Origin of the sequence: Shewanella denitrificans OS217, from assembly GCF_000013765.1 — a bacterium.
Taxonomy (GTDB): Bacteria; Pseudomonadota; Gammaproteobacteria; order Enterobacterales; family Shewanellaceae; genus Shewanella; species Shewanella denitrificans.
This window is the reverse complement of record NC_007954.1, coordinates 194,778-219,900: the sequence shown is the minus strand read 5'-3', so window position 1 is coordinate 219,900 and position 25,123 is coordinate 194,778. Positions and strand designations below refer to the sequence as shown.

Sequence of the window (25,123 nt, the reverse complement as noted above, 5' to 3'; positions counted from 1 at the left end):
AATGCGCCAAACTGATGTTGAACCATACAGTTACTTAAGGAGCGTCCACCATGAAAGTTAGCACTATTTCGATTGATTTGGCAAAAAATGTATTTCAACTATTGGGGATGGATAAACACGCCAAGCAAGTGTTCAGCAAGCGCTTAAATCGCACACAGCTGAGCGAGTTCATGTCGCAGCAGCCAGTCTGTGATGTGGTCTTTGAGGCGTGTTATTCTTCCCATTACTGGGGGCGTAAGTTTCTTGCCATGGGGCATAACGTTAAGCTCATTCCAGCCCAGCATGTCACGCCCTTTGTACGCGGCAGCAAGAACGATAAAAATGATGCCATGGCGATTTATGAAGCCAATTTTAGGCCCAACATTCGCTTTGTGCCGATTAAAACCGAAGCCCAACAAGAGATATTGATGCTGCACCGCGTCAGAGAGCGCTTGGTAAAACAAAGAACGGCCTGCACCAATCAAATTCGTGGTGTGTTAGTGGATTTCGGTATTTGTTTTCCACAAGGTCACAGTGCGTTTGAGCGAGCCATGTGGGACATCATTAACGATGAGTCACAGCGGCCTATCATCAAGTTAATGGCCAATGATTTCTGGGATGAATACCAGACTGTGAGTACCCGCTTAGACCGCATTAACCGCCTGATAAAACAGCTGGTAGAGCAAGACCCTAATGGCAAAATCTTATTAAGTATTCCAGGTGTTGGCCCCATTATCGCTTCAGCGTTTGCCGCTGCCATTGGTGCAGGGCAAGCCTTTAATAGCGCTAAAGAATTAGCAGTCTGGCTAGGGTTAACCCCACAACAATTCGCCTCAGGCAATAAGAGTATTAATGGCAGTATCACCAAACGCGGCGACGGCTACTTACGCAAACAACTTATTCACGGTGCCAGAACCGTAGTCAGCCATGCAAGTAAGAAAAATGATGATTTAAATCAGTGGATAACCCAATTAAGAAACCGTAAAAGCATCTGCACAACTGTGGTTGCCACCGCTCATCGACTCGCTAGGCTGATGTGGATTTTATTGCACAAGCAAGTGCCCTATGCGCCGCAATACGGCGCTTATCAAGGCATAAGCCATGAAGCCAATTAACCCTGTTATCGCTATCTTGCTCAGCTCGGTCGTGCCAAGGGCTTATAGCCCGTCTGGATGATAAGAGCGGCAAGATAGCACCTAATACTCAAGGTTGTTGTTAACGATGAAGAAATGGCTCAGTCCAACCAGTGTAAGCCCGAACAGGCCAAGGATGGGGTAACCCAATCCGTATGGGTGTTTCACATTTACAGGCGCAGTGGTACGGATTTAATTAGGGGCAGCACATTCAGACGAATGCGTGCATAGCCCGTATATATGGCAGTACAACCGCTTTTAGCGGAAATGAGTCGCATCAATAACAATGGCAGGAGTAAAGCAGTTGAACAGAAAACTAAGGCCCAAAAAGCCTTAGGTGAGCAGATTATTGCCTTGACTCACCGGGAGCGTCCATATATGGCCGAATTTTTCTCTGAGCCTTCTCTGACATATAACCATTGGGTGACGCCTGCTGGCATGGGGTTCATCTTAAAATACAGTGTTTTCTGCCCATCCATAGTGGTTCGCAGCACAGTCACAGTACCAGAACTCACCTCTGCGTTAACAGCAAAGCTCACAGCGAATAGCACTATTGCGGTTAGCATTATCTTAATAAAATTCATATACATTGTGACCTTTTAGGGATGTTAAGCATCATGGTTTCTTGGTTAATACACATTAAGACTATCCACTTCGCAGCCTACGGTGTCTTTCAAGGTATATGACACAAAATGACCTTCACAAAAAAACGTCAAGCGTGAAGCCGTTAACCGAATACGATTTATTGTAAGTGTCCAGATTTATTTTTCCATACGTCGTGATAATGTTAGACGTTTAGGGTTTATTCTGACTTGTTACTTAGAGCCAAGTTCTACAACTTAATGGATTTCCACCGTCATCGAATCCCCATGATTTTATAATATATGTCTTAGGGTCTACTACATAATAAATTAAACATTTACCGACCCAGTCTTTAGTTTTGATGTTTGACAATACTTCTTGATGACTAAAGTGATAAATTAAAAACCCATTTTCATCTGACGTAATATCCGTCAGCCCTTGGCCGCCAATCAGAAAATCACTCCTAATTATCTTTCCTGCATCAGTGGGCTGATAAGGTTCTTTGTAGGGCATTTTACTCCCAAGGCTACTATTTAGATAATTAACGTAATCGTCATGACCAACAGCACATCCACTCAATAAAAATAGTAAGACTGTGCTCATTACCCAAGCAAAAAAAACTCTCATCATCTTTTACCTTCTCTCATTAAATCTAAAGAATATAAGTGTGAATATGGTCGCGCAGCAGCAGCTACTGTAAGTACATATGAAGGGGGCATTGTAAGAATAAGAGATGCAGAATTATCGGATAAAAATGCATAACTACCCAAAGAGTCATGTAAATATTCATGCAACCCATCATGAAATTCCGCAAATGCATCCATGTAAGGGCCTTTTGCAATTGACTTCATTAATCCTGCCTGATCTGATTGCCCCCAAAAATGAGGTTCATGAATTACTCTAGCCTGCTTTCCAACATCGCTTATACCTTCTTGTAGTAAATGCGGTTCTCCTGTTTTGTTATATTGGCTACTTACTTTTCGATATAACTCACCAGCTCCCATAGTTATCGCCTGTGATACCGCAGCCAACTTAGCCCCCTGGCTACAAGAACCACCAGAAGCTTTACCTGCACCACATCCACCTGCAGCGGCCACTGCGATACGTTTGGCCGCATCTCCCCAACCACTCACAGCACCTGCATTTGCATAGCCACCAGCTGCCCCTGAAATGGCACCTGTTAAGGCCCCACGAAACGCCCCTTTAAGGCTACCTGTCGCTAAAGCTCCTCCAACAAACCCACCCGCGGCCCCCGCAATAGCTCCAGTAGCGACAGCTCCTGCGGTCGTTAATGTTGCTGATGTAGCCGCTGTTGCCGCACTTCCAAACGCCCCAGTAGTGCCCCACGATGCAACCCAACTAGTCGCAGCGCCATAGGTCACAACAACTACCACTACTGCCACTATCACTTTCCAGTACTTCTTAACGAAATCAAATATTTTGTCAAAAAAGTAACCACTCGGATCCGTATAAGTCAGCGGGTTATTGAGCACATAGCTATAACGGTTATAGTTCTGTAGGTTAGTCGGTGCCTGTATGTTGGGGTCTGCCTGTAAAAAACGCGCCAAGTTAGGGTCGTAGATACGGCCACCCATCTGGATCACGTCCAGATTGGGTAACATCTCATGGCCAGTATAGCCGCGCTCCATGGGCGTGATGGCCTGCACTAGGCTGGAGCCAGCAAGCTTCATCGGTTTGCCAAATGCGCTATAGAAGTACTGCTCGAGTATGTTGCCGCGCTCATCGGTGATGCTTAAGGTTGAGCCTTGATGATCGCCATGCTGATACTGTACCTGTTCACTGTTGCCTAAGGTGGCATTTTGGTTGCGCACCACCATGATATTACCCAACATATACTTGTGACGGGTATTTTCCAGGTTGCTGCCTATGGCTGCACTGCCCTTATAGCGGCGCTCTTGCTGGTACAACTGTCCGATATAATCGGTATTAAAGGTTTTCCACTCGCCCGCCTCTTGGCGATAATCGCTGCGGCTCAATACTGCGCGACTGCTGTCATAGCGATAGGCGCTGTATTGGCTGCCTAGCTGAATGCGACTGGCCTTATCGAAGGCATTGTAGCTAAAGCTGCGGCTGCCATCTGAGGTGATATTGCCGTTGGCATCATAGATAAACTTGCTATAGCTTTTGCCATCGACATTGGCGCTGTCGAGTCGGTTGACACTGGTGCTTTGCAGGTAATTATAACTGGCGAGATTGACCGAATAACTGCCGCCCGCATAGCCTTTACGGCTGTTGATATTACCGAAGCCATCGTAGCTGTATTGCTCATCATAGCCATAGCCCGTGAGGCTGCCAGTGCCAATACTGAGATCGCGGGTTTCGATGCGGTTTAAGCTGTCATAGGTGAAGTTTTCACTGAAGCCCAAGGTTTGAATGCCGCTGCCATTGTAATAGCTGTGGGAGCGATATTCGACATTGCCTTTGGCATCAAAAAGACCATAACTTAGCTGATGAATGTAGCTATTGCCTTTCTTGAGATCGATACTGTCTATGCGGCCCGTGCGCTGGTTAAAGCGGCGCGCCTCACTGGTGCCGTTGGCAAAGCTTTGCGCCGTGATATTCCCGAGGGCATCCATGGCGGTTATTCTGCGTAACTCACGATCCGCGCTGTCTTTTTGCAAGTAAAGGTAATGGTTAGCGTTATAGTAAAAGTTAACGTAAAACACCCCATTATTAGAAGGGTAATGCTGGCGGCTCAACTGCCCCTTGGTATTATATTCACTGCGAGTGCTGTAACTTGCGCCATCGATAGTGTAATCAACCTGAGCCGGACGGCCAAAGGCATCGTAATGGTAAGTTTCACTGCTCTGCACCGCGCTCGTGGTGGTGCAACTGGTTTGCGCCGCCCACTGCTTAACCCCTGTGGGTTTACCGACATTGCCTTTAGTGGCATCGCTGCCATAGCTCCAACAGGAGAGATCGCTATTATCTCTGCGCCACAGCATGCGCCCCATGGCATCGTATTCTGTGGTGGTGGTTTGACTCTTGGCGTCTGTCTGGCTGATTAGCTCACCAAAACCATTGTAGCCATAGCTCCAGCTCCCCTTATCTGGGTCGTTGGTGGCCATTTTGCGGCCGTATGCATCGAAGTTTGTGGTGATTGATTGCGTCTTCCAGGCATTATTCTTATCTTTTGCCTTAGTGGTGACTTTACGGGCATTGCCAAAGGCATCGTAATAGTAGCTAATCGTTTGATCTTGCGGATCAATACGCGTAATTAGCTGACCGTCGGCGCTGTGGATATCTTTATATTGCAGCCCTTTTTCATCTATTGAAGTGGTCTCTAAGCCATCAATCTTACTGTAAACCGTGACTGTGCCGGTTTCGGTGAGTTTAGTCTGCTTATAGACTCGCCCTAGGGCATCATAATATTGCTGTGACTTAACCGCGGACGCAGTGTCATAGTTAGGCACACTGCTATGGGTGACACGGCCTAACTTGTCGTAGCTTGAGGCTGTGACTATCCAGGCGCCATCGAAACCTTTAACGCGCTGCTGGCGCTGGCGACCAAACTTATCGAAGTAATTCACCGTTTGCGGTTTATTGCTACTGCTGTTGGTTTCGGTAATGTAATTTTCAACGCAACTTTCACAGAGGGTCTTACTGGTTTCTGAGTAGTTACCGTCCGCCAGCAGTTGGCGCACTACTTGGCCCTGAATATCGAAATAGCTGGTTGAGGCTAATTTATTTGGCCCTGTGGTGGTTTTGCTGTAAATAAGCCCCAAGGTGGCCGTGCTGGCTGATTTACCGTTAAGCAGATAGGTTTCAGACTCGCCATTTTGATTCATCTGCCTTGCTAGGTACTGGCCGCGACTGTCATAAAACCAATACTGGCCGCGCTTTTGATAGCTAACCGCATTGTGTTTAGCATAACTTTGCTCGGCTACCTTGTTACCGTATTTGTCGTAGAAAAAGGCAGTATTCAGGCCATCAACAAAGGATTCGCGCAACATGCCGTTCGGGTAATAGCTAAACTTAGTGTTACGTGTTTGTGATTCTGCCGTACCACTGGCGGTATCTTTATAGCGGGTCTTCTTCACTTGGGTGGTGTACAGGCGGCCAAATTGCTTGGCATCGGGCTGAGTGCCCGCCTGAACATCTTGCTGACTGTGGCTGCGCTCTAACGCTATGGCATCTGTGCTAATAATCCCATAGGCCGAACTTGAATAGGTGTTATCCGTTTGAGTTTTGTGTACTAGGCTACCCGCCGCATCTTTGACGTCCACAATACTTTGAGTCAGGTTATTCCAGCTGTCATGGGTATTGGTAGTAATGGTTTCTGCGACTTTTTTATGATCTGTAGCTGTGATGCCGTCGGTAGATAAATCGATACTGTAGCTGGCTTCGGTTGAGCTCTTTAAATATACATGTCGGCCACCATTAGCACTGGTGCCTTGTGCATAAGTGTTAGTTGCACTGCTCAGTAGGTTATCTTGGTACTTACGAGTCGTGGTTTTCGGCATGCCTGTCAACGGATGCAATTGATGATATTGAGTTGTGGTGACGACACCCGATTGTGGGTCAGTGGTTTTTACTGTTTCGAACCCTAAAAAGCCACGGCCTTTCTTATGGGCTAAGGGGCCACCATAGGCATATTGCACTAAGACAGATTCAGTACTGGTTGACTGAGTCGCCGCTTCGGTCACCACGTACATTCCCGCTATCGGGGTAATGTAATCCTTATCATTTGGCTTTTGGCTTGATTCAAGATTAATCAAGGGTACGCCACTGTTTAATGGTGCATAGGCTATTTTAGTCTGCACCCCAAAGGCATTGGTGATCTTAGTCAGCACATGTTCTTTGATATATGGACGAGTGGCTTTTTGCACCTTCCAAGTGCCAGTGCTCGATGATGCGGTTAGCAAATCTAACTTTGCATCGCCATCGACATCCGCAAGACGCAAGGCGGTCTCTTCAGGGGTGGTACTGGTACCAACGGGCAGCGTGCCACGCTTGATAAAATTCGCGCTTTCTGTGGTTTCACTGGGACCTGAGAGAAAAATTGTATAATTTTTGCTTGTCGTAGCCGCTAGTATATCGCTTCTTCCATCGGCATCTAAATCAACAAACTGGTGACGGTTATAGATGCTTTCCGTTTTAGCATCTATTCCGTTGAGCGCTTTTGGACTGGTAAAAATGCCGTTGCCTTTTGATAAACGGTAATACCATCGGTCGGAGGCAATATATGCAATATCCGTTAAGCCATCACCATTAAAATCGGCCACTCTCATGGCTTTTAATGTGGCACCTAGGTAGCTGTTGTCTGTGGCTGTGTAGCTAACCTGCCCCGCATTTACCGAAGCGATGAATGCATAGGTTCCGTAATCTACTGTGATGGTTTCTCTGCACCTTTCTGCGGCTTCATCATCTTCTACCGCTGCGACCGCAAGCATTCTAGGATCATAACAGCCTGGTGGCGGTGGATTTGTGGTAATTTTACGCATTTTTATCACAATGTCGGTAAGGCCATCACCATTAACATCAATCATCGCCGAATTTTTTATATTGGCCGACGTTCTGACAATATCATTACCATAGGCCTCATAAGCGGTTGCGCCACTAAAGCTTGCTGGCATGTCTAGGGATATAGACTTTGCAGCTGAAAACGAGCCACCTAAGTTATGGTAATAGCTAAGCGAAGATCCAGAATTGAAGACGATATCTTGCAGCCCGTCACCATCGACGTCAGCGACTACGGCATTTTCATAATCTTTAGCTAATATACCTAAGGATGTATAGGTGAACTTATTAGTTATCGTATGCGTATCGCAGATAGGCGGAGCGGGGTAAGGTTGAGGCTCACATGTCGTTTGCTCACTAGTGCTAGAGTCTGAACTGAGAATATGCCAATAACCTGAGGCAATAGGGATTAGTAACTCTTGTTTGCCATCGCCATTGTAATCAATCACTCTGGCATAGCCTTTTTCACCTATGCTGGCACCGCTGATCACTTGGGTGCTATTACTAATAGTACTGGTCTTAATACTTCGCGTAGTGGGGTCACTAGAAAGGTAATTCTTCTTAAACCTTTCAGGGATGTTAATCAAAGATTCGGTCGTGGTCACTTGCCAATCTGTAGTGTAATAGTGCCATTTGCCATCCTTGGGGAACAGCATATCGGCATAGCCATCGCCGTTAAAATCTAAGACTTGGGCATAATATCTATCAGCGTTACTCGCAGCAGCACCGTATGAGGCACTCTCAAAAGGCGCTATATCTGGCGTATTATAGTTAACCTCACACCAGCCACCGGACCCGTTACTAGTGGCATCACAATAATTAACACTAGTACAAATAGCTTGTTCTGCCGGTGCATTTATCCTGCACATTTTATAAGTGGAAGTTGGTATTTTTCTTGCTGGTTGTTCAAATTCAAATTTAGTAGCAGGGAGACAATCTGTATTACTTTCATTGAAACATTCTTGTATCCCAGTGACGTAATTTCGTTCTTCAGGGATAGAGGTAAGCAGCCAAGTAAAATTATACGAGCGGAAAACGTCGGAGTCTTGTTTGACTATGACCTGCTTTAATCTTTTATTATTAGTGAGAATACCGCCGTCAGAATAACCTTCGAGCGAACGTGCGACATCGGTATAGATAAATTCAATCCTATTGTATGGTGCAGTGGCTAATGTTTCATTTCCGCCATAGGCAATGCTATTGAGTATATGACTGCCTTTGGTCACATTTTTTATGTAATCATAGCGAATGTAGTTACCCTTATTATCGACAATCGCTTTAAGCGCCCATAGCTTTGCCGCCGATTTAGCAGCATAACCGCCACGTTCTACATAGGCATCCTCAGAGGTAGATATATTGTTAGGGGCTTTACCATAATAGTGTGTTTCATTAGATTGAGTGGTTACCGTGAAGTATTCAGGACCATTGGTGCCATTAAATGCAGTGATGACACTAAAATTGTCAATTTCGGTGTGATACTCATTTGTACTGTTGGCATTTAACATTAATCTTTGGCCATTAAAACAAAGCGCATCACTGGTGTTATATTTAATCCCTTCGATTTTCCCATCGATTGCGATACTTTTTGGGCAACGCGCAATAGCTGATAACCCAGAGATATTCCAGCCCATACCCAATATGCCTTCCCCGCCCTGGCTGTTATAGGACAAACCAACTTGCGGCATTACACCTGCTGTCGCTGGGGGGAGGTTTAAGGGAATACTGTAGGTCGCAGCCCCTGATTCTGTCACTTTAAATTGACCAGCAGTTAAGCCTATAACGTTACCTGGATTTGTAAATGCATCAGTGCCCGAAGTATCGATGAGGCGGCCTGAACGTGAACCTAAATACGTGGTTGCAGAACTGGTATTCTCATCCTTTATAATGTCCTTTATCCCATCGCCATTGATATCTTTAAACGACAGTGCACTACCTTGAGATAGATCTATGCCATTGCGCGCTAAACTGTAGGCATCAACATTGGCTGTACCAGTTAAATTACTGACGATAAAACTGTCTCTATTGCCACTCACATCGCGAACAATCAGGTCATTAACGCCATCCCCATCGATATCCTGAAACTCTAATCGAATATGACTTGCCGCTGTTAATGATAAATTGTCGAACTCACCCTGGGTCATGGGTATTAATGACCAAGTATTGCCGTTTTGAATGAGTTTAAATACCCCATTTTTAGGAGTGATATTGAGTGGAATATTGATATCGGAAGCAATGAGAACAAAAGTCGCAGGGACTCTTAATACCAGATTACCGGCTTGATCTGTGAACACCTGATAGTTTCTATAATCACTATTCAAGTCCGCTTTAGTGAAGCTGCTAAATAATAAAAAGAGTGCTGTAATAAACACAGTCCATTGCTTACACATAGAGAAAAATGTCCATATAAAGGAGGGATCAATTTGTCACGAATTATGCACATAATAAACCACGGCTGTACATTTTTGCAACACTTGTCGTCATTGAGCGAAATTTAAGGTTATTTAATCTAGTGATCAAATTAGCATTATTGGTGCTAATAGCACTACGCTTGTTAGTGCGAAAATACACCCTATGTCATCAACTAATACGTGATTATCATGCATGATGCCTAATTCCAGTTAAGGTCCACTAATACAGCCTTTGACACGCAATGAAATTAAAATCAGATTTTAAAATGCAGGTTGTTACTGCAATGTTTTTGAAATACTCGAGTGGATTTTAAATTTTCAGCCTCAAATTTTAGGCATAAAAAAACCGAGCCTAAGCTCGGTTTTTTAAACTTTGTAAAATTAATTACTCAGCAGCTTCAACATCAACAGCTTCAGCAGCTTCAGGACGACCTACTAGCTCGATGTAAGCCATTGGGGCTTTATCACCGGCGCGTAAACCGCACTTTAGAATACGAGTGTAACCACCAGGACGTTCCTGGAAGCGTGGACCCAATTCTGTAAATAACTTACCTACGACTTCAGCGTCGCGAGTACGAGCGAAAGCTAAACGGCGATTTGCAACGCTGTCTACTTTAGCAAGTGTTATTAGAGGTTCAACTACGCGGCGCAGTTCTTTCGCTTTAGCTACAGTTGTCTTGATAATCTCATGACGAACTATTGAGCAAGCCATGTTACGGAACATAGCTTGGCGATGACTGCTGTTGCGGTTTAGTTGACGACCACTCTTACGATGGCGCATGACCTAAATCCTTATAACCAAAAAATCTGTACAAAACTGAGACTTATAGGTCGTCTACTAAACTAGCTGGAGGCCAGTTTTCAAGACGCATACCTAATGAAAGTCCGCGAGACGCTAGAACATCCTTGATTTCAGTAAGAGACTTCTTACCTAGGTTAGGAGTTTTAAGCAATTCCACTTCAGTTCGTTGTACAAGATCTCCGATGTAATGAATCGCTTCAGCCTTCAAGCAGTTGGCTGAACGTACAGTTAGCTCTAAATCGTCGACAGGACGCAGCAGAATCGGATCAAACTCCGGTTTCTCTTCTTTCTGCTCTGGCTCAGTCACATCACGTAATTCAACAAACGCATCTAGCTGTTCAGCTAAAATTGTTGCAGAACGACGTATTGCTTCCTCAGGATCGATAGTACCGTTTGTGGTCATATCGATAACGAGTTTGTCTAAGTCAGTGCGCTGTTCAACACGAGCCGCTTCAACATTGTATGCAATGCGAGCAACGGGTGAGAAAGAAGCATCAACCAACAAGCGGCCGATTGGGCGATCATCGTCTTCGGTCTGTGCACGAGCAGATGCTGGCACATAACCGCGACCACGCTCAACGCGGATACGCATGCTGATATCATTGTTACCTGTTAAATGACAGATAACATGATCAGGATTCATGATGGTAACATCGCCATCATGTGTGATGTCTGCGGCAGTAACAGGGCCTGTGCCGGACTTGCTTAACGTAAGCATAGCCTCGTCTTTACCCTCGATTGTTACTGCTAAACCTTTAAGATTGAGCAATATCTCAAGGATATCTTCTTGCACGCCTTCCTTGCTGCTGTATTCGTGCAGCACACCGTCGATTTCGACTTCTGTAACTGCGCAGCCTGGCATAGACGACAATAGGATGCGACGCAACGCGTTACCTAAGGTATGGCCAAAACCACGTTCGAGTGGCTCTAGTGTAACTTTGGCGCGTGTTGGGTTAACCTGCTCAATGTCGACGAGTCGCGGTTTAAGAAATTCTGTAACAGAACCCTGCATTGTGTCCTCTCTTGTTTGTTAGCCTTACTTAGAGTAAAGCTCGACGATCAGCTGTTCGTTAATATCCGCAGACAAATCACTACGTTCTGGTAGACGCTTGAAAGCACCTTCCATCTTAGTGTTATCTACTTCAACCCATGTAGGCTTCTCGCGTTGAGCTGCCACTTCTAAAGACGCTTTAATACGTGCTTGAGTGCGTGACTTTTCGCGGATGCTTACAACATCATTCGCAGACACTTTGAACGACGGTATGTTAACAACACGGCCGTTAACCAACACAGTTTTGTGGCTAACTAGCTGACGTGATTCTGCACGAGTCGCACCAAAGCCCATACGATAAACAACGTTATCTAGGCGTGTTTCTAAAAGTTGCAACAAGTTTTCACCTGTATTGCCTTTTAGGCGTGCAGCTTCTTTGTAGTAGTTACGGAATTGCTTTTCAAGCACACCATAAATACGACGAACTTTTTGTTTCTCGCGTAACTGAGTACCATACTCAGACAAACGTGGCTTACGTGCGCCATGTTGTCCAGGTGCAGTTTCCAGCTTACACTTCGAATCGATTGCTCTCACACCGCTTTTTAGGAAAAGGTCTGTACCTTCTCTGCGGCTGAGCTTGAGCTTGGGACCCAAGTATCTTGCCATGATCTTTCTCCAACTATCCTATGAAACGACGTTATACACGACGCTTTTTAGGTGGACGACAGCCATTATGAGGGATAGGCGTCACATCGGTAATGTTGGTAATTTTATAACCAACAGCGTTCAGCGCACGAATGGCTGACTCACGACCTGGACCTGGTCCCTTCACGAAAACTTCAAGGTTCTTTAAACCGTAATCTTGAGCAGCAATACCTGCACGCTCCGCAGCAACCTGCGCAGCAAATGGGGTAGATTTACGTGAACCACGGAAACCTGAACCACCAGAGGTAGCCCATGACAACGCATTACCTTGACGATCTGTAATGGTGACAATAGTGTTGTTGAAAGACGCATGGATATGAGCCATGCCATCTGCAACCTGTTTACGTACGCGCTTACGCGGAGAACGTGACGGAACTTTAGCCATTTTGGTTTACCTTCCCGTTACTTTCTGATTGGTTTACGTGGACCTTTACGCGTACGCGCATTGGTCTTAGTACGTTGCCCACGGAGAGGCAGGCTACGACGATGGCGGAGACCACGATAACAACCAAGATCCATAAGACGCTTGATGTTCATTGAAATCTCACGACGTAAGTCACCCTCTACAGAGTATTTGGCGACTTCTTCGCGTAGGATATCTATTTGAGCTTCGCTCAATTCCTTGATCTTAGCAGTTTCAGCGATAGCTGTAGACGCGCAGATTGCTCTTGCACGTGTACGGCCGATACCGAAGATAGCAGTCAATGCAATGACTGTATGCTTTTGATCAGGAATGTTAATGCCAGCGATACGGGCCACTATGCACTCCTTAAGTTAAAGGTCATCTGGGAAAAGCCCGAAAGGATACTCGACAGATGACAAATTTGCAAACAATATTTGACCAGCCCAAATTTGAGCTGGTCAAAGTTTTTTTTAGCCTTGACGCTGTTTGTGTTTTGGTTCAACACAGATAACGCGTACAACACCACTACGCTTGACGATCTTGCAATTACGGCAGATCTTCTTCACGGAAGCTCGAACTTTCATTTCATCACTCCGTAAAGCTAACTTATCGACCAAAGCGATCTAAATTCGCTTTGTTCACTAAGTTTGCTTTCTTCATCACAGACTCATACTGATGTGACATCATATGGGTCTGAACCTGAGCCATGAAGTCCATGATCACGACTACTATAATTAGTAGCGAAGTACCGCCAAAATAGAACTGTACTTTCCACGCAATTAACATGAACTCCGGAATTAAGCAGATAAAGGTAATGTATAACGCACCTGCCAATGTCAGGCGAGTCATCACTTTATCAATGTAACGCGAAGTCTGTTCTCCAGGACGAATCCCGGGAATGAACGCACCACTCTTCTTCAAGTTATCAGCTGTCTCACGTGGGTTAAACACCAACGCAGTGTAGAAGAAACAGAAGAAAATAATTGCTGTCGCATACAATAATGAGTACAGCGGTTGTCCTGGTGACACAGCCAAAGCGAAATCGCTTAACCATGACATGGACTCATTTGCACCAAACCACTGAGCCAGTGTGCCTGGGAACAAAATAATGCTGGACGCAAATATTGGTGGAATCACACCAGCCATATTCACTTTCAAAGGTAAATGTGTACTTTGTGCAGCGAACACCTTGCGGCCTTGCTGACGTTTAGCATAGTTAACGACGATACGACGCTGACCACGCTCAACAAACACTACCAAATAAGTGACGGCGAATACGATTACCGCAAGTAGCAATAATACGAGTACATTCAAGTCACCTTGACGCGCCTGCTCGGCTGTTGAGCCGATAGCAGATGGTAATCCAGCAACAATACCTGCGAAAATTAATATCGAGATACCGTTACCTATACCACGTTCGGTAATTTGCTCACCTAACCACATTAGGAACATAGTTCCTGTGACTAAGCTGACAACTGCGACAAAGTAAAATCCGAATCCTGCGTTGGCCACAAGGCCTGGCATAAGATTAGGTAAACCTGTTGCAATACCGATCGACTGGAGAGTACCCAGCACGAGCGTTCCATATCTCGTGTACTGACTGATTTTCTTACGTCCTGATTCGCCTTCTTTTTTCAATTCAGCGAGTGCAGGATGCACGACAGTCAATAATTGCATGATAATCGATGCCGAAATATACGGCATGATACCTAATGCAAAGATAGAGGCACGCTCTAAAGCACCACCCGAGAACATGTTAAACATGCCCAGGATGGTATCTTTTTGCTGAGCAAATAGCTCTGCTAATACAGCTGCGTCAATACCAGGAATTGGCACAAACGAACCGGCTCTAAAGACGATAATTGCGCCAATCACGAACAGGAGACGTGTTTTCAGTTCAGATAAACCGCCTTTCGCGCTTTTTAAATCAAGTCCTGGTTTTGCCATCGACGTATTATTCCTCGATCTTACCGCCGGCAGCTTCAATAGCTGCACGTGCACCTTTGGTTACCTTCAGACCTTTTACAGTCACAGGGCGCTCAATGGTACCTGAAAGAACGATTTTCGCAAACTGGATGTTGCGAGTAAGAACGTTCGCATCTTTCAGCGTGTTTAAGTCGATAACATCACCGTTAACTTTTGCTAGTTCGAGTAAACGAACTTCAGCAGTTACCAAAGCACGACGCGAGGTAAAGCCAAACTTAGGTAGACGGATCTTAAGTGGCATTTGACCACCTTCGAAACCGACGCGAACGCCGCCGCCGCTGCGAGACTTCTGACCTTTATGGCCACGACCCGCTGTCTTACCTAAACCTGAACCAATACCACGGCCTACACGCTTAGGAGCAGATTTAGAACCTGCTGCTGGAGATAGAGTATTTAGACGCATTATCTTATCCCTCCACCGAAACCATGTAGTAAACCTTATTGATCATACCGCGAACAGAAGGAGTATCTTCTAATTCAACAGTGTGACCAATACGACGTAGACCTAAACCGGTTAAGGTTGCACGGTGCTTTGGTAAACGACCAATGCCGCTTTTAGTCTGTGTAACTTTTAAAGTTTTAGTAGCCATTATGCATTACCCCCGAATTTCATCAACATTCAGGCCACGCTTGGCTGCGATTTGAGCTGGTGACTTCATGTGCACCAACGCATCGACAGTAGCGCGAACGATGTTGATCGGGTTAGTAGAACCGTATGCTTTTGACAGAACGTTATGAACGCCTGCTACTTCCAATACGGCACGCATTGCGCCACCGGCAATAATACCGGTACCCTGTGATGCTGGTTGCATATAAACTTTAGAACCAGTATGGCGACCTTTAACTGGGTGATGCAAAGTACCTGCATTCAACTCCACTGTTACCATATTACGACGGGCTTTTTCCATTGCTTTTTGAATAGCAGCTGGAACTTCACGCGCTTTACCATAGCCATAGCCGATCTTACCGTTACCGTCACCCACTACTGTTAGTGCAGTGAAGCTAAAGATACGACCGCCTTTAACTACTTTAGAAACACGATTAACTGCAATCAATTTCTCTTGCAGATCGTCTTTTTGCTGAGCTTCTAATTTAGCCATTTTATAACCCCTTAGAACTTCAGGCCAGCTTCACGAGCAGCGTCTGCTAATGCAGCCACACGTCCGTGATACTTGAAACCAGAACGGTCGAACGCAACTATTGCTACGCCCTTCTCGATCGCACGCTCAGCAACAATTTTACCTACTGCTTTTGCCGCATCTACGTTACCGGTACTCTTTAGTAGCTCTTTAACCGTTTTTTCAACGGTTGAAGCAGCTGCCAACACCTGAGCTTCAGGACTGATCACCTGAGCATAAATGTGACGCGGTGTACGATGTACAACCAGACGGTTCACGCCTAGCTCTTGGATCTTCTTACGTGCACGTAAAGCGCGACGTAAGCGAGATGTTTTCTTATCCATATCGCGTTACCTACTTCTTCTTAGCCTCTTTACGGCGTACTACTTCGTCGTCATAGCGAACACCTTTGCCTTTGTACGGCTCTGGTGGACGATATCCGCGAATCTCAGCAGCAACCTGACCAATTAACTGTTTATCAACGCCCGAAAGCACGATTTCAGTTTGGCTAGGACACTCTGCAGTGACGCCAGCGGGGAGTTTGTGTACCAACGGATGTGAGAAACCTAATGTTAGGTCTAAGTCACTACCAGCGATTTTCGCACGGTAACCAACACCTACTAATTTCAGTTTCTTCACAAAACCTTGTGAAACACCAACAACCATGTTGTTTACTAGTGCACGTGCAGTACCAGCCTGTGCCCAAGCGCCATCGACGCCTTCGACAGGAAGAAACTTAACTTGTGCATCTTCGATAACAACATTTACCGCACTGTTGATTACTCGAGTCAGACTACCCTTACTGCCTTTGACGGTAAGTGTCTGTTCGTTTAAAGTCACCTCTACGCCTGCAGGAATAGTGACTGGTGCTTTTGCAACACGAGACATATCTAGCTCCTTTACGCTACGTAGCAGATAACCTCGCCACCCGTGCCATTTTGGCGGGCGGCACGATCAGTCATCAAGCCTTGAGAAGTGGACACAATTGCGATACCCAGACCGCCCATCACCTTAGGAAGTTCGTCTTTACCTTTGTAAATACGAAGACCTGGGCGACTTACGCGCTGGATAGTCTCAACGACTGGTTTGCCTTGGAAATACTTTAAAGTGATTTCTAATTCAGGCTTAGCTTCATCTGCTACGGCGTATCCAGTAATAAAACCTTCATCTTGAAGTAATTTCGCGATTGCTACTTTTAACTTTGCTGAAGGCATCTTTACAGATACGTGGTTAGCAGCTTGGCCGTTACGAATACGGGTTAACATATCCGCAATAGGATCTTGCATGCTCATATTAGCTTACTCCGTGACAAGTGCTTACCAGCTGGCCTTACGTAGGCCAGGAACTTCACCACGCATGGTAGCTTCACGTAATTTAATACGGCTTAAGCCGAATTTACGTAGGAAACCATGTGGGCGACCAGTTTGACTACAGCGATTACGCTTGCGCGAAAGGCTAGAATCACGTGGTAATGCTTGCAACTTAAGCACAGCATCCCAACGATCTTCTTCAGAAGTTGCTGGTGCGCTGATGATAGCTTTAAGTGCTAGACGCTTTTCAGCGTACTTAGTCACGAGCTGTGCACGTTTTGCTTCACGTGCTTTCATTGATGTTTTTGCCATTATGCTACCCTTATTTCTTGAATGGGAAGTTAAAAGCGGTCAACAAGGCATGACCTTCTTCATCAGTCTTCGCAGAGGTAGTGATAACAATATCCATACCGCGAATTTTATCGATTTTATCGTAATCGATTTCTGGGAAGATGATCTGCTCACGCACGCCCATTGCGTAGTTACCACGGCCGTCAAACGCTTTAGCGCTTAAGCCACGGAAGTCACGAATACGTGGGATTGCTATGTCAACTAGACGCTCTAAAAATTCCCACATACGCTCACCGCGCAGGGTCACTTTACAGCCAATAGGGTAGCCTTCACGGATTTTAAAACCAGCAACTGATTTGCGAGCAACAGTTACAATTGGCTTTTGGCCAGCAATTGCAGTCATATCACGGAGCGCGTGCTCCATAACTTTCTTGTCTGCTACTGCTTCGCCCACACCCATGTTCAGGGTGATTTTTTCAATCCGAGGGACTTGCATGACACTGCTATAGCCGAACTTTTTTGCTAGTTCAGCGACGACAGTCTCTTGATATTTATCATGCAGTTTCGCCATCGTTTACTCCAATTACTTAATGAGTTCACTATTCGATTTAAAGAAACGGACTTTTTTGCCGTCTTCGAATCGGAAACCAACACGATCTGCCTTGCCTGTGGCTTGGTTAAAGATCGCTACGTTTGATGTTTGTATCGGTGCTTCTTTCTCGATAACGCCGCCAGTCACGCCCAATTGTGGGTTTGGCTTCTGGTGCTTTTTAACTAGATTGATGCCTTCAACAATTAATTTACCAGTTGGTAGGACTTGAGAAACTTTTGCGCGTTTACCCTTGTCTTTACCTGCTAGTACAATTATTTCGTCTTCACGACGTATTTTTGCTGCCATTTTGAAGCTCCTTACAGTACTTCTGGTGCCAATGACACAATCTTCATGAATTGCTCAGTACGCAATTCACGTGTCACTGGTCCAAAGATACGAGTACCAATCGGTGCAAGGTTCGCGTTAAGCAATACCGCTGCATTCCGATCGAAGCGAATGACAGAACCGTCTGGACGACGTACGCCTTTCTTAGTACGGACTACCACCGCGTTATATACATCGCCTTTCTTCGCTTTAGCGCGAGGAATCGCTTCTTTTACAGAAACTTTGATGATGTCGCCGATGCCGGCATAACGACGATGAGAGCCACCCAAGACCTTAATACACTGAACTCTACGAGCGCCACTATTACATGCGACGTCTAGAGTCGATTGCATCTGGATCATTTAAAGTGCTCCGCTATCGTTACTATACAATTCCCACTATGGGAGTATATTTTAGACCCGAAAAGACTAGGTTTTAGTCGATTTGGGCGCGCAAGTATAACACCACATATTTTGAATGCATAGCAAAATAAAACAAACGGCTCCAGTTACTGGAGCCGTTCACGATAAACCTAATAAAATTAGGCTTTAGTTACTACTTCAACCAGGGCCCAAGACTTAGTCTTAGAAAGAGGACGGCACTGACTAATAGTCACTACGTCGCCTTCGTTACACTGATTTGTTTCGTCATGTGCATGGATCTTAGTCGTACGCTTAATGTATTTCCCATAAAGTGGGTGTTTCACTTGGCGTTCGATAGCAACAGTAATGGACTTGTCCATTTTGTTACTCGTTACTCGACCTTGCAAAGTACGGATTTTATCAGACATTACGCACCTGCCTTAGAAGTAATAATGGTCTTAACACGTGCAATGTTACGACGCACTAATTTCAACTGATTCGTTTGAGTCAATTGACCAGTAGCGTGTTGCATACGCAGGTTAAACTGCTCACGCAGCAGACCAAGTAATTCAGTGTTAAGTTCTTCAACACTCTTTTCTCTTAGTTCGCTCGCTTTCATTACATCACCGTCTTAGTTACGAAGGTAGTCTTAATAGGAAGTTTGGCAGAAGCCAAAGCGAAGGCTTCACGAGCCAACGACTCAGGAACACCATCCATCTCATAAAGAACCTTACCAGGTTGAATCTGACATACCCAGTATTCAACGTTACCTTTACCTTTACCCATACGCACTTCAAGAGGCTTAGAGGTAATTGGCTTGTCAGGGAAAACTCGAATCCAAATTTGTCCTTGACGCTTTACGTGACGTGTCATGGCACGACGTGCAGATTCGATTTGACGTGCAGTTAAACGGCCACGGCCGACTGCTTTCAAACCGAAAGTACCAAAGCTAACTTCAGTACCGTTCGCTAGACCACGGTTGCGGCCCTTGAACATCTTGCGAAACTTCATACGTTTAGGTTGCAGCATTAAAGTTTCTCCTATTTAGCACGAGGCTTACGCTTAGGTTGCTGCTTAGGCTCTTCGATCTGTGGTACTAAACCGTCTAGAACTTCACCTTTGAAGATCCAAACTTTAACACCAATCACACCGTATTGCGTGTGACTTTCAGAAGTCGAATAGTCGATATCAGCACGTAGAGTATGCAAAGGTACACGACCTTCACGATACCACTCAGAACGCGCGATTTCAGCACCACCTAAACGGCCGCTAACTTCAACTTTGATACCTTGAGCACCAATGCGCATTGCGTTCTGTACTGCACGCTTCATAGCGCGACGGAACATAACACGACGCTCTAACTGCTGAGCAATAGAGTCAGCAACGAGCTTAGCGTCTAATTCAGGCTTACGGATCTCAGCGATGTTGATTTGAGCAGTAGTGCCAGTGATTTTAGCCACTTGAGCACGTAATACTTCAACGTCTTCACCTTTCTTACCAATCACAACGCCTGGACGGGCAGTGTGAATCGTAACGCGGATGCTTTTCGCTGGACGTTCGATAACAATCTTAGATACCGATGCGGCTTTTAACTTTTCAGTTAAATATTGACGCACTTCCCAGTCGCTGTTCAGATTATTTGCATAATCTGATTTATCGGCGTACCAGGTCGAGATCCAAGGCTTGGTGATACCCAGACGGATACCATTAGGATGTACTTTCTGTCCCATTGCTCTCTTCTCCTAGCGATCTGCTACAACCACAGTGATGTGACTGGTACGCTTCATGATACGATCAGCGCGGCCTTTAGCACGTGGCATGATACGCTTCATTGTTGGGCCTTCATCTACGAAGACGGCTCCAACTCTGAGTTCATCAATATCCGCACCTTCGTTGTGTTCGGCGTTTGCGATAGCTGAGTCAAGTACTTTTTTAACTAGTACGGCGGCTTTCTTTGGGCTGAAGGTCAAAATCTCGAGGGCCTTAGAAACAGGCAATCCGCGGATCTGATCAGCAACTAGACGGGCCTTCTGCGCAGACGTACGAGCAAAACGATGTTTAGCTAAAACTTCCATCTTATTCCTCCCGTATTAACGCTTCTTCGCTTTCTTATCTGCAGCATGGCCGCGATAAGTGCGAGTTGGTGAAAATTCACCAAGCTTGTGACCGATCATTTCGTCAGTTACGAACACAGGTACGTGCTGACGACCATTATGGACAGCGATGGTCAACCCAATCATATTAGGGATGATCATTGAGCGGCGAGACCAAGTTTTAATTGGCTTTTTATCTCCCGCTTCCATCGCTTTCTCTACCTTCTTCAGCAAGTGCAGGTCAATGAAGGGACCTTTCTTGAGAGAACGTGGCATGGCGAATCCTCTTACTTATTTATTACGACGACGTACAATGTACTTGTCAGTGCGCTTGTTACTACGAGTTTTATAACCCTTAGTTGGCACACCCCATGGACTCACTGGATGACGTCCACCAGAAGTACGACCTTCACCACCACCGTGTGGGTGATCTACCGGGTTCATTGCAACACCACGAACTGTAGGGCGTACGCCTCTCCAGCGCTTGGCACCTGCTTTGCCTAACTGGCGTAGCATGTGCTCGGCATTACCAACTTCACCAAATGTCGCGCGGCAATCAACTGGAACTTTACGCATTTCGCCAGAGCGAAGACGTAGAGTTGCATATGCGCCATCACGAGCAATAACTTGCACGTATGCACCTGCAGAACGCGCGATTTGAGCACCTTTACCAGGCTTCATTTCGACAGCGTGAACAACAGATCCCACAGGGATGTTGCGCAGAGGCATAGAGTTGCCAGTCTTGATTTCTGAACCAACGCCTGATTGGATTGGATCGCCTGACTTCATGCCTTTAGCAGCAAGAATATAGCGACGCTCACCATCGGCGTACAGTACTAACGCGATGTGCGCTGTACGGTTTGGATCATATTCAATACGTTCAACTTTTGCAGGAATACCATCTTTATTGCGTTTGAAGTCAATTAGACGGTAATGCTGCTTGTGACCACCACCAACGTGACGGACAGTGATACGGCCAGTATTGTTACGGCCACCACTTTTAGATTTTTTCGCCAACAGCGCTGCAAAAGGTTTACCCTTATGCAAGTCTGTATTCACCACTTTAACTACGTGGCGACGACCTGGAGAGGTTGGCTTACACTTAATAACTGCCATGATAATTCTCCTTTGCTTACTCAGCGCCGCCGACGAAATCGATGTCAGCACCAGCAGCTAAAGTAACATAAGCTTTTTTCCAATCGCTACGACGACCTACACGGCCACCGGTACGCTTAGTTTTGCCTTTGTTTACTAGAGTGCGAACTGAATCTACTTCAACTTCAAATAGCTTCGCAACAGCAGCTTTAATCTCTGCTTTAGTCGCATCGATTGCTACGCGGAAAACAACAGTGTTTGTCTTCTCAGCAACCACAGTGCTCTTTTCAGAGATGTGCGGAGCTAGAATAACTTTTAGCAAACGTTCTTCGCGGATCATGCTAGCATCTCCTCGATTTGCTTCACTGCATCAGCAGTAACAAGAACAGTGTTGAACGCAATTAGACTTACTGGGTCTAGACCCGCTACGTCACGAACGTCAACCTTGTATAAGTTGCGAGCTGCTAAGAATAAGTTCTCATCAACTTCAGCAGTAACAATTAGAACGTCTTCTAAGTTCATTGCTTTCAGTTTAGCTTTCAGCTCTTTAGTTTTAGGAGCTTCAACACCGAACGATTCAACAACAACTAAACGCTCTTGACGTACCAATTCAGACAGAATGCTCTTAAGAGCACCGCGGTACATCTTCTTGTTAACTTTTTGGCTGTGATCTTGTGTTTTAGCAGCGAATGTTACGCCACCGCCACGCCAGATTGGGCCTTTAACACTACCGGCACGAGCGCGGCCTGTGCCTTTCTGGCGCCATGGCTTTTTGCCAGAGCCAGTTACTTCCGCACGAGTCTTTTGAGCACGAGTGCCCTGACGCGCGTTTGCAGCGTAAGCTACAACTACCTGATGAACCAGTGCCTCGTTAAAGTCACGGCCGAAGGTAGTTTCGGAAACTTCAAGAGCGCTCTGCGCGTCTTTCAATACCAATTCCATTACTATCTCCTCAGACCTTAAGCTTTAACTGCTGGCTTGATAATCAAGTCACCATTGGTAGCGCCTGGAACTGCGCCGCGTACTAGAATCAAGTTACGCTCTGAATCAACACGTACTACGTGCAGATTTTGAGTTGTTACTTGCTCAGCACCCATATGGCCTGACATTTTCTTGCCTTTGAATACACGACCAGGCGTTTGGTTCTGACCGATAGAACCATTCGAACGGTGTGCCAAAGAGTTACCGTGAGTCATATCTTGAGTACGGAAGTTCCAACGCTTAACGCCGCCTTGGAAACCCTTACCTTTTGATTGACCGGTAACGTCTACTTTCACAGTTTCTGCGAAAATATCAACATTAAGCTCAGCACCTACTTCAATGCCTTCGCCTTCACCATCTGCCAAACGCATTTCCCACAAACCACGACCGGCTTCTACGCCGCCCTTGGCAAAGTGACCTGCTTCAGCTTTAGTGATGCGATTGGCTTTTTTGGTACCAGTAGTCACTTGAAGTGCACGGTAACCGTCAGTTTCTAAAGTTTTCACTTGAGTAACACGGTTGCCAGCAACTTCAATTACTGTTACTGGGATCGACACACCATCTTCAGTGAAGATGCGAGTCATACCCACTTTACGACCGATAAGACCGATAGCCATCTCTCAAACCTCTTCTAAGGATCTCAATTAACCTAAGCTAATCTGAACGTCGACACCAGCCGCAAGATCGAGACGCATTAACGCATCTACTGTCTTTTCTGTTGGCTCTACGATGTCAACTAAACGCTTGTGAGTACGGATTTCGTACTGATCACGAGCATCTTTATTAACGTGCGGAGAGATCAAAACGGTAAAACGCTCTTTGCGAGTAGGTAGTGGAATTGGACCACGGACCTGCGCGCCTGTACGCTTAGCAGTTTCAACGATTTCCGCTGTAGACTGATCAATCAAACGATGATCAAAGCCTTTCAAGCGGATACGGATTCTTTGGTTCTGCATTGACCAGAGCTCCTAAAATGGACATATAAAAAATCACCCTCTAGCGATTTTCCCTAAGGAAAAGCAGAGCGAGATGATTTAACCGTTTGACTCCCAATCGGAGTCACTATGATAATGTTTAGCCCTAAGGCTTCAACATATTAACGCTGCACGAGTCAGCGAGTGGGCAATTATACAGATCTTTATTGCCAGATCAAGCCCATTGAGTAAAAATTCTGCTTACAGATTTGATACGTCTTAATAGCGCGGCATTTTACAGCTTTTATTGTATAAAGCTAGCCATAAAACAAAAAAGGAAGCCGAAGCTTCCTTTTTTTATGTGTGTTATAAAATCAGCAATTAAGCGATGATTTTAGCAACAACACCTGCACCAACAGTACGGCCACCTTCACGGATAGCGAAACGTAAACCGTCGTCCATCGCGATTGGGTAAATTAGAGTAACAACCATCTTGATGTTGTCACCAGGCATAACCATTTCTACACCTTCTGGCAATTCGATAGTACCAGTTACGTCCGTAGTACGGAAGTAGAACTGTGGACGGTAGCCTTTGAAGAATGGAGTGTGACGTCCGCCTTCTTCTTTTGACAACACGTATACTTCTGATTCGAAAGTAGTATGTGGGTTGATAGAAGCAGGCTTCGCTAATACTTGGCCACGTTCTACGTCATCACGCTTAGTACCACGTAATAACACACCACAGTTCTCGCCTGCACGACCTTCGTCAAGCAGTTTACGGAACATTTCAACACCAGTACAAGTTGTCTTAGTCGTTGCTTTAACGCCTACGATTTCAACTTCGTCACCAACGCGAACGATACCACGCTCAACACGACCAGTCACAACAGTACCACGACCAGAGATCGAGAATACGTCTTCGATTGGAAGTAGGAACGGCTTATCGATGTCACGCTCTGGCTCAGGAATGTAAGTATCTAAAGCTTCTGCAAGCTCAAGGATCTTAGCTTCCCACTCTGGCTGGCCTTCAAGCGCCTTAAGAGCAGAACCTTGGATAACTGGTAAGTCATCACCTGGGAAATCGTATTCAGAAAGAAGTTCACGAACTTCCATTTCTACTAATTCTAGTAATTCTTCGTCATCAACCATGTCACACTTGTTCATGAATACGATGATGAAAGGAACACCTACTTGACGAGAAAGTAGGATGTGCTCACGAGTCTGTGGCATTGGGCCATCAGTCGCAGCAACTACTAGGATTGCGCCGTCCATCTGTGCAGCACCAGTGATCATGTTTTTAACATAATCCGCGTGACCTGGACAATCTACGTGAGCGTAGTGACGTGATGGCGTGTCATATTCGATGTGAGAAGTATTAATAGTAATACCGCGCTCACGCTCTTCAGGAGCGTTATCGATTTGAGCAAAGTTACGCACTTCGCCGCCGTATGTCTTAGACAATACAGCAGAGATAGCAGCAGTAAGAGTTGTTTTACCATGGTCAACGTGACCAATTGTGCCTACGTTTACGTGAGGCTTTTTACGTTCAAATTTAGCTTTTGCCACGATATAT

33 protein-coding genes are annotated in these 25,123 nt (G+C 45.6%); 2 read left to right on the top strand and 31 right to left on the bottom strand.

Annotated features, from left to right (window positions below):
• The first annotated feature begins 50 nt into the window (after positions 1-50).
• Positions 51-1,094, top strand: coding sequence for an IS110-like element ISSde11 family transposase (locus SDEN_RS01065; RefSeq protein ID WP_011494663.1), 1,044 nt, complete (start codon positions 51-53; stop codon positions 1,092-1,094).
• A 258-nt stretch (positions 1,095-1,352) separates the two neighbouring features.
• Positions 1,353-1,715 (top strand): hypothetical protein, encoded by a 363-nt coding sequence (locus tag SDEN_RS20630; protein WP_011494662.1) that lies wholly within the window; start codon positions 1,353-1,355, stop codon positions 1,713-1,715.
• A gap of 216 nt (positions 1,716-1,931) precedes the next feature.
• Here SDEN_RS20630 and SDEN_RS01055 read toward each other — a convergent pair whose 3' ends face one another.
• The 31 genes from SDEN_RS01055 to tuf all read right to left on the bottom strand — a co-directional run bounded on the left by SDEN_RS01055 (position 1,932) and on the right by tuf (position 25,116).
• A complete protein-coding gene (locus tag SDEN_RS01055) occupies positions 1,932-2,297 on the bottom strand; it encodes a hypothetical protein (RefSeq protein ID WP_198134620.1) in 366 nt (121 codons plus the stop codon).
• 23 nt (positions 2,298-2,320) lie between these two features.
• Positions 2,321-9,562, bottom strand: coding sequence for a toxin TcdB middle/N-terminal domain-containing protein (locus SDEN_RS01050; RefSeq protein WP_011494661.1), 7,242 nt, complete (start codon positions 9,560-9,562; stop codon positions 2,321-2,323).
• Positions 9,563-9,968: 406 nt separating this feature from the next.
• Entirely contained in the window at positions 9,969-10,364 is a 396-nt protein-coding gene (gene rplQ / locus SDEN_RS01045) for a 50S ribosomal protein L17 (protein ID WP_011494660.1), read from the bottom strand.
• 43 nt (positions 10,365-10,407) lie between these two features.
• The gene (locus SDEN_RS01040) at positions 10,408-11,397 is read right to left on the bottom strand and encodes a DNA-directed RNA polymerase subunit alpha (RefSeq protein ID WP_011494659.1); all 990 of its coding nucleotides are present in this window, start codon (positions 11,395-11,397) and stop codon (positions 10,408-10,410) included.
• A gap of 24 nt (positions 11,398-11,421) precedes the next feature.
• The gene (gene rpsD / locus SDEN_RS01035; RefSeq protein ID WP_011494658.1) at positions 11,422-12,042 is read right to left on the bottom strand and encodes a 30S ribosomal protein S4; all 621 of its coding nucleotides are present in this window, start codon (positions 12,040-12,042) and stop codon (positions 11,422-11,424) included.
• 31 nt (positions 12,043-12,073) lie between these two features.
• Positions 12,074-12,466, bottom strand: a complete 393-nt coding sequence (gene rpsK / locus SDEN_RS01030) for a 30S ribosomal protein S11 (RefSeq protein WP_011494657.1) — start codon at positions 12,464-12,466, stop codon at positions 12,074-12,076.
• A gap of 17 nt (positions 12,467-12,483) precedes the next feature.
• Entirely contained in the window at positions 12,484-12,840 is a 357-nt protein-coding gene (gene rpsM / locus SDEN_RS01025) for a 30S ribosomal protein S13 (protein WP_011494656.1), read from the bottom strand.
• Positions 12,841-12,954: 114 nt separating this feature from the next.
• Positions 12,955-13,068: a 50S ribosomal protein L36 gene (gene rpmJ / locus SDEN_RS20015; RefSeq protein ID WP_006083579.1), complete on the bottom strand. Its 114-nt coding sequence runs from the start codon at positions 13,066-13,068 to the stop codon at positions 12,955-12,957.
• 22 nt (positions 13,069-13,090) lie between these two features.
• The gene (gene secY, locus SDEN_RS01020) at positions 13,091-14,431 is read right to left on the bottom strand and encodes a preprotein translocase subunit SecY (RefSeq protein WP_011494654.1); all 1,341 of its coding nucleotides are present in this window, start codon (positions 14,429-14,431) and stop codon (positions 13,091-13,093) included.
• A gap of 7 nt (positions 14,432-14,438) precedes the next feature.
• Complete coding sequence (gene rplO / locus SDEN_RS01015) at positions 14,439-14,873, bottom strand: 50S ribosomal protein L15 (RefSeq protein ID WP_011494653.1); 435 nt, start codon at positions 14,871-14,873, stop codon at positions 14,439-14,441.
• 4 nt (positions 14,874-14,877) lie between these two features.
• Positions 14,878-15,060, bottom strand: a complete 183-nt coding sequence (gene rpmD / locus SDEN_RS01010; RefSeq protein ID WP_011494652.1) for a 50S ribosomal protein L30 — start codon at positions 15,058-15,060, stop codon at positions 14,878-14,880.
• A 6-nt stretch (positions 15,061-15,066) separates the two neighbouring features.
• A complete protein-coding gene (gene rpsE, locus SDEN_RS01005) occupies positions 15,067-15,570 on the bottom strand; it encodes a 30S ribosomal protein S5 (protein ID WP_011494651.1) in 504 nt (167 codons plus the stop codon).
• Between the two features lie 11 nt (positions 15,571-15,581).
• Entirely contained in the window at positions 15,582-15,932 is a 351-nt protein-coding gene (gene rplR / locus SDEN_RS01000) for a 50S ribosomal protein L18 (protein ID WP_011494650.1), read from the bottom strand.
• Between the two features lie 10 nt (positions 15,933-15,942).
• Complete coding sequence (gene rplF, locus SDEN_RS00995; protein ID WP_011494649.1) at positions 15,943-16,476, bottom strand: 50S ribosomal protein L6; 534 nt, start codon at positions 16,474-16,476, stop codon at positions 15,943-15,945.
• An 11-nt stretch (positions 16,477-16,487) separates the two neighbouring features.
• Positions 16,488-16,880 carry a 30S ribosomal protein S8 gene (gene rpsH, locus SDEN_RS00990; RefSeq protein WP_011494648.1) on the bottom strand — a complete coding sequence of 131 codons (393 nt, stop codon included), beginning with the start codon at positions 16,878-16,880 and terminating at the stop codon, positions 16,488-16,490.
• Positions 16,881-16,904: 24 nt separating this feature from the next.
• Positions 16,905-17,210 (bottom strand): 30S ribosomal protein S14, encoded by a 306-nt coding sequence (rpsN, locus tag SDEN_RS00985; RefSeq protein ID WP_011494647.1) that lies wholly within the window; start codon positions 17,208-17,210, stop codon positions 16,905-16,907.
• 10 nt (positions 17,211-17,220) lie between these two features.
• Entirely contained in the window at positions 17,221-17,760 is a 540-nt protein-coding gene (rplE, locus tag SDEN_RS00980) for a 50S ribosomal protein L5 (protein WP_011494646.1), read from the bottom strand.
• A 12-nt stretch (positions 17,761-17,772) separates the two neighbouring features.
• Complete coding sequence (gene rplX, locus SDEN_RS00975) at positions 17,773-18,087, bottom strand: 50S ribosomal protein L24 (protein WP_011494645.1); 315 nt, start codon at positions 18,085-18,087, stop codon at positions 17,773-17,775.
• A gap of 11 nt (positions 18,088-18,098) precedes the next feature.
• The gene (gene rplN, locus SDEN_RS00970; RefSeq protein WP_011494644.1) at positions 18,099-18,467 is read right to left on the bottom strand and encodes a 50S ribosomal protein L14; all 369 of its coding nucleotides are present in this window, start codon (positions 18,465-18,467) and stop codon (positions 18,099-18,101) included.
• A 179-nt stretch (positions 18,468-18,646) separates the two neighbouring features.
• Entirely contained in the window at positions 18,647-18,895 is a 249-nt protein-coding gene (gene rpsQ, locus SDEN_RS00965) for a 30S ribosomal protein S17 (RefSeq protein WP_011494643.1), read from the bottom strand.
• Entirely contained in the window at positions 18,895-19,086 is a 192-nt protein-coding gene (rpmC, locus tag SDEN_RS00960) for a 50S ribosomal protein L29 (RefSeq protein WP_011494642.1), read from the bottom strand. Before rpmC ends, rpsQ begins: the two co-directional genes overlap by 1 nt.
• Positions 19,086-19,496 carry a 50S ribosomal protein L16 gene (gene rplP / locus SDEN_RS00955; RefSeq protein ID WP_011494641.1) on the bottom strand — a complete coding sequence of 137 codons (411 nt, stop codon included), beginning with the start codon at positions 19,494-19,496 and terminating at the stop codon, positions 19,086-19,088. The genes rpmC and rplP overlap by 1 nt, the downstream gene beginning before the upstream one ends.
• 11 nt (positions 19,497-19,507) lie before the next feature.
• A complete protein-coding gene (gene rpsC, locus SDEN_RS00950) occupies positions 19,508-20,197 on the bottom strand; it encodes a 30S ribosomal protein S3 (protein WP_011494640.1) in 690 nt (229 codons plus the stop codon).
• A gap of 12 nt (positions 20,198-20,209) precedes the next feature.
• Positions 20,210-20,542: a 50S ribosomal protein L22 gene (gene rplV / locus SDEN_RS00945; RefSeq protein ID WP_011494639.1), complete on the bottom strand. Its 333-nt coding sequence runs from the start codon at positions 20,540-20,542 to the stop codon at positions 20,210-20,212.
• A 15-nt stretch (positions 20,543-20,557) separates the two neighbouring features.
• On the bottom strand, positions 20,558-20,836 hold the full coding sequence (gene rpsS / locus SDEN_RS00940) for a 30S ribosomal protein S19 (protein ID WP_006083596.1): 279 nt from the start codon (positions 20,834-20,836) through the stop codon (positions 20,558-20,560).
• Positions 20,837-20,851: 15 nt separating this feature from the next.
• Complete coding sequence (rplB, locus tag SDEN_RS00935) at positions 20,852-21,676, bottom strand: 50S ribosomal protein L2 (RefSeq protein WP_011494638.1); 825 nt, start codon at positions 21,674-21,676, stop codon at positions 20,852-20,854.
• Positions 21,677-21,692: 16 nt separating this feature from the next.
• A complete protein-coding gene (rplW, locus tag SDEN_RS00930) occupies positions 21,693-21,995 on the bottom strand; it encodes a 50S ribosomal protein L23 (RefSeq protein ID WP_011494637.1) in 303 nt (100 codons plus the stop codon).
• Positions 21,992-22,597: a 50S ribosomal protein L4 gene (gene rplD, locus SDEN_RS00925; RefSeq protein ID WP_006083599.1), complete on the bottom strand. Its 606-nt coding sequence runs from the start codon at positions 22,595-22,597 to the stop codon at positions 21,992-21,994. The genes rplW and rplD overlap by 4 nt, the downstream gene beginning before the upstream one ends.
• A 17-nt stretch (positions 22,598-22,614) precedes the next feature.
• Complete coding sequence (rplC, locus tag SDEN_RS00920) at positions 22,615-23,253, bottom strand: 50S ribosomal protein L3 (protein WP_011494636.1); 639 nt, start codon at positions 23,251-23,253, stop codon at positions 22,615-22,617.
• Between the two features lie 27 nt (positions 23,254-23,280).
• On the bottom strand, positions 23,281-23,592 hold the full coding sequence (gene rpsJ, locus SDEN_RS00915) for a 30S ribosomal protein S10 (RefSeq protein ID WP_011494635.1): 312 nt from the start codon (positions 23,590-23,592) through the stop codon (positions 23,281-23,283).
• A gap of 339 nt (positions 23,593-23,931) precedes the next feature.
• Positions 23,932-25,116 carry an elongation factor Tu gene (gene tuf / locus SDEN_RS00910; RefSeq protein WP_011494634.1) on the bottom strand — a complete coding sequence of 395 codons (1,185 nt, stop codon included), beginning with the start codon at positions 25,114-25,116 and terminating at the stop codon, positions 23,932-23,934.
• Between the last annotated feature and the right edge of the window lie 7 nt (positions 25,117-25,123).

What these genes read in the sequence shown, in the direction of transcription:
- rpsH (WP_011494648.1), bottom strand. Translation starts at nt 16,880, where the DNA reads ATGAGCATGCAAGATCCTATTGCGGATATGTTAACCCGTATTCGTAAC.
- rpsK (WP_011494657.1), bottom strand. Translation starts at nt 12,466, where the DNA reads ATGGCTAAAGTTCCGTCACGTTCTCCGCGTAAGCGCGTACGTAAACAG.
- SDEN_RS01055 (WP_198134620.1), bottom strand. Translation starts at nt 2,297, where the DNA reads ATGAGCACAGTCTTACTATTTTTATTGAGTGGATGTGCTGTTGGTCAT.
- rplQ (WP_011494660.1), bottom strand. Translation starts at nt 10,364, where the DNA reads ATGCGCCATCGTAAGAGTGGTCGTCAACTAAACCGCAACAGCAGTCAT.
- rplP (WP_011494641.1), bottom strand. Translation starts at nt 19,496, where the DNA reads ATGCTGCAACCTAAACGTATGAAGTTTCGCAAGATGTTCAAGGGCCGC.
- SDEN_RS01050 (WP_011494661.1), bottom strand. Translation starts at nt 9,562, where the DNA reads ATGTGTAAGCAATGGACTGTGTTTATTACAGCACTCTTTTTATTATTT.
- rplN (WP_011494644.1), bottom strand. Translation starts at nt 18,467, where the DNA reads ATGATCCAGATGCAATCGACTCTAGACGTCGCATGTAATAGTGGCGCT.
- SDEN_RS01040 (WP_011494659.1), bottom strand. Translation starts at nt 11,397, where the DNA reads ATGCAGGGTTCTGTTACAGAATTTCTTAAACCGCGACTCGTCGACATT.
- rplD (WP_006083599.1), bottom strand. Translation starts at nt 22,597, where the DNA reads ATGGAATTGGTATTGAAAGACGCGCAGAGCGCTCTTGAAGTTTCCGAA.
- rpsS (WP_006083596.1), bottom strand. Translation starts at nt 20,836, where the DNA reads ATGCCACGTTCTCTCAAGAAAGGTCCCTTCATTGACCTGCACTTGCTG.
- rpmC (WP_011494642.1), bottom strand. Translation starts at nt 19,086, where the DNA reads ATGAAAGCGAGCGAACTAAGAGAAAAGAGTGTTGAAGAACTTAACACT.
- rplW (WP_011494637.1), bottom strand. Translation starts at nt 21,995, where the DNA reads ATGATCCGCGAAGAACGTTTGCTAAAAGTTATTCTAGCTCCGCACATC.
- rplE (WP_011494646.1), bottom strand. Translation starts at nt 17,760, where the DNA reads ATGGCGAAACTGCATGATAAATATCAAGAGACTGTCGTCGCTGAACTA.
- rpsJ (WP_011494635.1), bottom strand. Translation starts at nt 23,592, where the DNA reads ATGCAGAACCAAAGAATCCGTATCCGCTTGAAAGGCTTTGATCATCGT.
- rplO (WP_011494653.1), bottom strand. Translation starts at nt 14,873, where the DNA reads ATGCGTCTAAATACTCTATCTCCAGCAGCAGGTTCTAAATCTGCTCCT.
- rplR (WP_011494650.1), bottom strand. Translation starts at nt 15,932, where the DNA reads ATGGATAAGAAAACATCTCGCTTACGTCGCGCTTTACGTGCACGTAAG.
- rplV (WP_011494639.1), bottom strand. Translation starts at nt 20,542, where the DNA reads ATGGAAGTTTTAGCTAAACATCGTTTTGCTCGTACGTCTGCGCAGAAG.
- rpsC (WP_011494640.1), bottom strand. Translation starts at nt 20,197, where the DNA reads ATGGGACAGAAAGTACATCCTAATGGTATCCGTCTGGGTATCACCAAG.
- rplC (WP_011494636.1), bottom strand. Translation starts at nt 23,253, where the DNA reads ATGGCTATCGGTCTTATCGGTCGTAAAGTGGGTATGACTCGCATCTTC.
- rplB (WP_011494638.1), bottom strand. Translation starts at nt 21,676, where the DNA reads ATGGCAGTTATTAAGTGTAAGCCAACCTCTCCAGGTCGTCGCCACGTA.
- SDEN_RS20630 (WP_011494662.1), top strand. Translation starts at nt 1,353, where the DNA reads ATGGCAGTACAACCGCTTTTAGCGGAAATGAGTCGCATCAATAACAAT.
- rpmD (WP_011494652.1), bottom strand. Translation starts at nt 15,060, where the DNA reads ATGGCTACTAAAACTTTAAAAGTTACACAGACTAAAAGCGGCATTGGT.
- rpsQ (WP_011494643.1), bottom strand. Translation starts at nt 18,895, where the DNA reads ATGTCTGATAAAATCCGTACTTTGCAAGGTCGAGTAACGAGTAACAAA.
- rplF (WP_011494649.1), bottom strand. Translation starts at nt 16,476, where the DNA reads ATGTCTCGTGTTGCAAAAGCACCAGTCACTATTCCTGCAGGCGTAGAG.
- rpsE (WP_011494651.1), bottom strand. Translation starts at nt 15,570, where the DNA reads ATGGCTAAATTAGAAGCTCAGCAAAAAGACGATCTGCAAGAGAAATTG.
- secY (WP_011494654.1), bottom strand. Translation starts at nt 14,431, where the DNA reads ATGGCAAAACCAGGACTTGATTTAAAAAGCGCGAAAGGCGGTTTATCT.
- SDEN_RS01065 (WP_011494663.1), top strand. Translation starts at nt 51, where the DNA reads ATGAAAGTTAGCACTATTTCGATTGATTTGGCAAAAAATGTATTTCAA.
- rpsD (WP_011494658.1), bottom strand. Translation starts at nt 12,042, where the DNA reads ATGGCAAGATACTTGGGTCCCAAGCTCAAGCTCAGCCGCAGAGAAGGT.
- rplX (WP_011494645.1), bottom strand. Translation starts at nt 18,087, where the DNA reads ATGGCAGCAAAAATACGTCGTGAAGACGAAATAATTGTACTAGCAGGT.
- rpmJ (WP_006083579.1), bottom strand. Translation starts at nt 13,068, where the DNA reads ATGAAAGTTCGAGCTTCCGTGAAGAAGATCTGCCGTAATTGCAAGATC.
- rpsN (WP_011494647.1), bottom strand. Translation starts at nt 17,210, where the DNA reads ATGGCAAAAACATCAATGAAAGCACGTGAAGCAAAACGTGCACAGCTC.